General features: G+C 43.9%; 6 protein-coding genes. All 6 read left to right on the forward strand.

Annotated elements, in window-relative coordinates; genetic code table 11:
- Nucleotides 1-64: 64 nt before the first annotated feature.
- Complete coding sequence (gene proB, locus WMO25_RS01680) at nucleotides 65-964, forward strand: glutamate 5-kinase (RefSeq protein ID WP_015514102.1); 900 nt, start codon at nucleotides 65-67, stop codon at nucleotides 962-964.
- Nucleotides 948-1,190: a DUF896 domain-containing protein gene (locus tag WMO25_RS01685; protein ID WP_181966955.1), complete on the forward strand. Its 243-nt coding sequence runs from the start codon at nucleotides 948-950 to the stop codon at nucleotides 1,188-1,190. The genes proB and WMO25_RS01685 overlap by 17 nt, the downstream gene beginning before the upstream one ends.
- Nucleotides 1,191-1,209: 19 nt before the next feature.
- On the forward strand, nucleotides 1,210-1,776 hold the full coding sequence (locus WMO25_RS01690; RefSeq protein WP_215689467.1) for a 5-formyltetrahydrofolate cyclo-ligase: 567 nt from the start codon (nucleotides 1,210-1,212) through the stop codon (nucleotides 1,774-1,776).
- Complete coding sequence (locus tag WMO25_RS01695; RefSeq protein WP_349083714.1) at nucleotides 1,763-3,010, forward strand: glutamate-5-semialdehyde dehydrogenase; 1,248 nt, start codon at nucleotides 1,763-1,765, stop codon at nucleotides 3,008-3,010. The genes WMO25_RS01690 and WMO25_RS01695 overlap by 14 nt, the downstream gene beginning before the upstream one ends.
- 39 nt (nucleotides 3,011-3,049) lie before the next feature.
- A complete protein-coding gene (gene miaB, locus WMO25_RS01700) occupies nucleotides 3,050-4,495 on the forward strand; it encodes a tRNA (N6-isopentenyl adenosine(37)-C2)-methylthiotransferase MiaB (RefSeq protein ID WP_349083716.1) in 1,446 nt (481 codons plus the stop codon).
- 271 nt (nucleotides 4,496-4,766) lie between these two features.
- Nucleotides 4,767-6,594: glutamine synthetase III family protein (locus tag WMO25_RS01705; protein ID WP_349083718.1), on the forward strand; the 1,828-nt coding region annotated here is incomplete at its 3' end.

Consider the following 6,594-nt stretch of genomic DNA (forward strand, 5'->3'; position numbering starts at 1 on the left):
ATGTTTGTCAGAAACAGAGAAATAATTGTCTGGGGACAATGACAGAGAGAGAATGGAGGCAGACATGCTGATTACGAATAAACATTACAGACAGAATCTGAAAAACAAAAAGAGAATTGTCATTAAAGTGGGATCGTCCTCGCTTGTGCACCCGGAAACCGGAGAGACAGATCTGCTGAAACTGGAGCAGTTGGTGCGAGTCCTGTGTGATCTGCGCAATCAGGGCAAGGATGTGGTACTTGTTTCATCCGGTGCCATTGGTGTAGGGAGAAAAGCCCTTGGTTTAAACGAGCGTCCGAAGGAACTGGCTCAGAAACAGGCCTGTGCTTCAGTGGGTCAGGGAATGCTGATGATGATTTATCAGAAGCTTTTTAATGAATACAGCCATGTGGCTTCCCAGATTCTTATGACGAAACATACTATTGTCAGAGAAAAGAGCCTGCACAATGCCAGAAATACATTCAATGAGCTGCTGAAAATGGGTGTGATTCCGATTGTCAATGAGAATGACACCGTTTCAACGGATGAGATTGAGATTGGTGACAACGATACCCTGTCAGCGGTGGTGGCGGCGATTACCAGCGCAGATTTGCTGATTTTGTTGTCGGATATTGATGGCTTGTATACAGATGATCCGTCTCAGAATAAGGATGCGCTTTTTATTGAATGTGTGACGGATATTGATGATTCTCTTTACGAGATTGCCAAAGGAGCCGGCAGCGATTACGGTACCGGCGGCATGAAAACAAAAATTGACGCGGCACGTATTGCCAATGATGCAGGATGTGATATGATTATAGCAAACGGCAAAGATTTTCATGTCATTGACGACATTATGAAAGGACAGGAGAAGGGTACTTTATTCCTGGCTCATAAGAGTGAGAAGTTTAACATTCTGGATTATATAGAACCTGAAAAAATCATCAACGGAGGAGAAGAAGAAATTCATGATTACAGATGCTGATATTAAAAGAATTAATGAATTATACCATAAAAGTAAAAGTGAAGGGCTGACACCGGATGAAAAGCAGGAACAGGTGAAATTAAGAGAGGCTTATATCGAATCTGTCCGTGCCAATATGAGAAGACAGCTGAACAATATTGATGTAAAAAGACCGGATGGAAGTATTGTATCCTTGAAGGAGCAGGCAGCACAGAATCTGGCTAAGAAGAAAAAACATGCCAACTGATCTCTGTGAAGCAAAGAGAATGCTGCGAAAGGAAATTCTTTCAAAGAGACGGCATCTTGGCGAAGAAATATGCCAGACATTCGGCAGACAGTTCGCAGAGCGAATCGTCGGTCTGGATGAATATAAAGCGGCAGATACGATTTTATGCTATGCTTCCTGCAAAGGGGAGGCGGACACCTGGAAGCTGATAGAAAAAGCTTTGGAGGACGGTAAAAGAGTAGCATTGCCTAGAGTCACAGGTCCGGCAGAAATGCATTTTTATAAAATTACATCTATGAAGGATGTGGCACCGGGATATTATGATATTCCTGAACCGCTGGAAAACTGTCAGGAGGAAGTATTTGAAGGGTTTCTGGTTGTTCCCGGGACAGCTTTTGACAGACAGATGCACCGGATGGGCTATGGCGGCGGTTTTTATGATGTGTGGCTGAAACGGCATGGCAGTCATGTGACAGCCTGTGGGCTGGCCTATGATTTTCAGTTAAGGAATGAAATACCTTTTGAAAGGCATGACAGAATGATGAATATAGTGATAACACCGGATGAGGTGATACGGAAAGGAGATGCGGCAGATGACAACGATTGAGGAACTTGGCAGAAGGGCCAAACAGGCATCAAGACATATGAACAGAATGGGGACAACACAGAAGAATCAGATTCTGGCCTTGGCAGCACAGGCGCTGGTGGATGAGCAGGAAGAGATTTTGGAGGCCAATGCCATGGATATAGAGGCGGCAAGAAAGAAAAATATGCCGGAGCCGATGGTGGATCGCCTGGTTTTGTCAGAAAGCCGCATTGCCGGTATGGCAGAGGGACTGACACAGCTGATTGCCCTGGAAGACCCGATTGGTGAAATCATCAGTTCTACCGTTCGTCCAAATGGTCTTGAAATCTGCAAAAAGAGAGTGCCTATCGGCGTCATAGGAATTATTTATGAGTCCAGACCAAATGTGACAGCGGATGCCTTTGGCTTATGTTTTAAGACAAATAATACCGTGATTTTAAAGGGTGGCAGTGATGCCATTCATTCTAATATGGCCATTACAAAAGTATTGAGAAAAGCTATTGCCGCAGGGGGCGGCTGTGAAGATGCCCTTCTGTTGGTGGAAGACACAAGCCGTGAAACAGCAAAAGCCATGATGCGCCTGAACCAGTATATTGATGTACTGATTCCAAGGGGCGGTGCAGGATTGATTCGTACCGTTGTGGAGAACAGCACAGTGCCGGTGATTGAAACCGGAACAGGCAATTGTCATGTTTATGTGGATGCTTCTGCGGATATTGACATGGCGGTAAAGATTATTCTGAATGCAAAGACCCAGAGAACAGGTGTCTGCAATGCCTGTGAATCACTGGTGATTCATAAAGACATTATCGGAGAGGCGCTTCCGGCTATTGCAAAGGCTCTGAGAGAGAAGCACTGCGAGCTTCGCGGTGATGAGGCAGCCCTTGAAGTGGTGCCGGATATGAAGAAAGCAACAGAGGAAGACTGGGGAACTGAATACCTGGATCTGATTGCTTCTGTGCGTACCGTTGCTTCTGTGGATGAAGCCATTGAGCATATCAACCGCTACAATACCGGCCATTCTGAGGCCATTGTGACAAAAGATTACGCCAATGCGAGAAAATTCCTGGATGAGGTGGATGCTGCAGCGGTTTACGTCAATGCATCAACCCGTTTTACAGATGGATTTGAATTTGGTTTTGGTGCCGAAATCGGCATCAGCACACAAAAACTTCATGCCAGAGGGCCGATGGGGTTAAAAGAACTGACCACTACCAAGTATGTGATTTATGGGGATGGCCAGATTCGGGAATAAATATCTCAATCTTTGATTGGGATAAACTGGAGGATATGAATGAGCATTAATGATTATACAAAAGCAGAGGGTGTGTCACAGCTGCCCTCTGATGAAACTGAGAAACAGCTGTTTATCATCGAGCAGTTACATGAACAGATGCAGGCGGATTATGCCAGAACAGGGAAGAAAAAGACCTATCATGTGGTGACTTTCGGCTGTCAGATGAATGCCAGGGACTCAGAGAAACTGGCGGGCATTCTGGAACGCATCGGTTATGCAGAAACAGATACGGAGGATGCGGATTTTGTCATTTACAATACCTGTACGGTACGTGAAAATGCCAATCTTCGTGTTTACGGCCGCTTGGGACAGATGAAGCGTACTAAGCAGCGCCATCCGGATATGCTGATCGCATTGTGCGGCTGCATGATGCAGGAGCCCCTTGTTGTTGACAAGATTCGTAAATCTTACCGTCATGTGGATATTATTTTCGGTACACACAATATCTTTAAATTGGCAGAGCTGATTCAGACACGTTTGAATACCGGCAAAATGGTGGTAGATATCTGGAAAGATACCAATCAGATTGTGGAGGATCTGCCGAATGAACGCAAGTACTCTTTCAAAACAGGTGTCAATATCATGTTTGGCTGCAACAATTTCTGCAGTTATTGTATTGTCCCTTATGTGCGTGGTCGTGAGAGAAGCCGTGAACCGAAGGATATTATCCGTGAGATTGAGCGTGACGTAGCAGATGGCGTGAAGGAAGTTATGCTCCTTGGACAGAATGTCAATTCCTACGGTAAGAATCTGGAACACCCAATCAGCTTTGCTAAGTTGCTTCAGGAAATCGAGAAGATTGAAGGACTGGAACGTATTCGTTTTATGACTTCTCATCCGAAGGATTTGTCTGATGAACTGATTGCTGTTATGGGGCAGTCAAAGAAAATCTGCCGTCATCTTCATCTGCCGCTGCAGTCAGGCAGCAGTCGTATTCTGAAGTTGATGAACCGTAAATATACCAAAGAATCATATCTTGACCTGGTGGACCGCATCCGTAAAGGTTGCCCGGATATTTCTTTGACAACAGATATTATTGTGGGCTTTCCGGGAGAAACAGAAGAAGATTTCTTAGAGACCATGGATGTGGTGGAGAAAGTTGGATTTGACAGTGCCTTTACTTTCATTTATTCTAAAAGAACAGGCACCCCGGCGGCTTCTATGGAGAATCAGGTGCCGGAAGATGTTGTCAAGGATCGTTTTGATCGTCTGTTAAAGCTCGTACAGCAGAAGGCCTCTGATGCTTCTGCACGTTTTACTGGCTCCGTACAGAAAGTGCTTGTGGAAGATGTGAATGAGCATGACGAAACCATGGTAACAGGCCGTATGAGCAATAATCTGCTGGTACATTTCAAAGGAACACCGGATTTGATCGGTCAGATAGTGGATGTTCATCTGGAAGAGTGCAAAGGTTTTTATTATATCGGTAATTTGTCAGAATAATAAACAAAATCGTGAAAAAAGAAAAATAATTGGTGAATTTTTACAAAAGAAAAAATAATCATAAAAAATAGTTGTATTTTCCAGATTTTGTGATATGATGAATGAGAAGTTAAGTTTGAAGAGCAAAGGCGTTCTCATTTATTTGAGGACGCCTTTTTACTTTACCGGGGTTCAGGTGCCATTTTTAGCACAGCGGTTAGTCAGAAGTGAGAGATGACGAATACCGTATAGCTCCGGAACAAGCAAATAATATTGAAATGAGGTAGGAACTATGTCAGTAAAAATCAATGTATCAGAGATTTTTGCATCTAACGTATTTGATGATGCGACAATGAAACAGCGTTTACCAAAGAAGATTTATGCTGAATTCAAGAATACACTTCTTGAAGGCAAGGACCTTGAACCACATGTGGCTGAGATTATCGCCCATGAGATGAAAGAGTGGGCCATTGAAAAAGGTGCCACACATTATACACACTGGTTCCAGCCTTTGACCAATATTACGGCTGAGAAGCATGATGCGTTCATTAATCCGCAGAAAGACGGCTCTATTCTTCTTTCTTTCTCAGGAAAAGAGCTGATCAAGGGTGAACCGGATGGTTCTTCATTCCCTTCAGGTGGTATCCGTGCAACATGTGAAGCAAGGGGGTATACAGCATGGGATTGTACATCTCCGGCTTTCATTCATGAAGCTCCGGACAGCACACCGGTTCTTTATATTCCGACTATTTTCTGTTCTTACACAGGTGAAGCACTGGATAAGAAGACACCGCTTCTTCGTTCCATGGAAGCACTGAGCACACAGGCTATGCGTATTATCAAACTCTTTGGTGATACAACAGCAACAAAGGTTGTAACAAGTGTCGGACCTGAACAGGAATACTTCCTTGTAGACAAGGATACATATGACAAACGTAAAGACTTGATCTTCACAGGCCGTACATTATTCGGCGCACCTGCTCCTAAGGGTCAGGAACTGGATGATCATTACTTTGGTACAATCAAAGAGAGAGTCCTTGCTTATATGACAGAGTTAAATGAAGAACTCTGGAAATTGGGTATTACAGCAAAGACACAGCATAATGAAGTTGCACCTGCTCAGCATGAACTGGCACCGATTTATGATACAACCAATATTGCCACAGACCACAATCAGCTGATTATGGAAATTATGAAGAAAGTTGCACTTCGCCATAATCTTGTATGCCTGTTACATGAGAAACCATTTGCAGGTATCAATGGTTCCGGTAAACACAATAACTGGTCTATGAGCACAGATACAGGCAAGAATCTGCTGGAGCCTGGTGATACACCACATTCCAACAAGCAGTTCCTTCTTGTATTGGCATCTATCCTGAAAGCTGTTGATGATTATGCACCGTTGCTTCGTATGTCCGCAGCAACTCCTGGCAATGACCACAGACTTGGTGCTAATGAAGCACCTCCAGCAATCATCTCCGTATTCCTTGGCGATCAGCTGGAAGATGTATTAAGCCAGTTATGTGAAAAAGGCGAAGCTACAAGAAGTCTGGAAGGCAGCCAGCTTGAAACAGGTGTATCCACTGTTCCGAGATTCAGCAAAGATGCCACAGACCGTAACAGAACATCACCATTTGCTTTCACAGGCAATAAATTCGAATTCCGTATGGTAGGTTCTTCTGCATCCATCGCAGACCCTAACATTGTATTAAATACAATCGTTGCAGAGACGTTAGGTCAGGCTGCAGATATTCTTGAAAAGGCCGATGATTTTGAACTGGCTCTCCATGATCTGATCAAAGACTGGGTAACAGACCATATCCGTATCATCTTTAATGGTGACGGTTATTCAGATGCATGGGTTGAGGAAGCTGCCCGCCGTGGCCTTCCAAACATCAAGAATACAGTAGATGCTACATCTGTACTGGCAGATCCAGAAGTCATCAAACTTTTCGAGAAACATGGCGTATTCTCAGCAGTAGAGCTTGCAGCCCGTGAAGAAGTTGGTTACGAGAACTATTCTAAGGCTATCAATATCGAAGCAAGAACCATGATCGATATGGTTAAGAAAGAAATTATTCCTGCTGTTATGGAATATACAACAACTGTTGCAAAATCTG

Origin of the sequence: Coprococcus intestinihominis, assembly GCF_040096555.1 — a bacterium.
GTDB lineage: Bacteria > Bacillota > Clostridia > Lachnospirales > Lachnospiraceae > Coprococcus_A > Coprococcus_A intestinihominis.

Coding starts and splice junctions, on each gene's coding strand:
- proB (WP_015514102.1), top strand. CDS start 65: ATGCTGATTACGAATAAACATTACAGACAGAATCTGAAAAACAAAAAG.
- WMO25_RS01685 (WP_181966955.1), top strand. CDS start 948: ATGATTACAGATGCTGATATTAAAAGAATTAATGAATTATACCATAAA.
- WMO25_RS01695 (WP_349083714.1), top strand. CDS start 1,763: ATGACAACGATTGAGGAACTTGGCAGAAGGGCCAAACAGGCATCAAGA.
- miaB (WP_349083716.1), top strand. CDS start 3,050: ATGAGCATTAATGATTATACAAAAGCAGAGGGTGTGTCACAGCTGCCC.
- WMO25_RS01690 (WP_215689467.1), top strand. CDS start 1,210: ATGCTGCGAAAGGAAATTCTTTCAAAGAGACGGCATCTTGGCGAAGAA.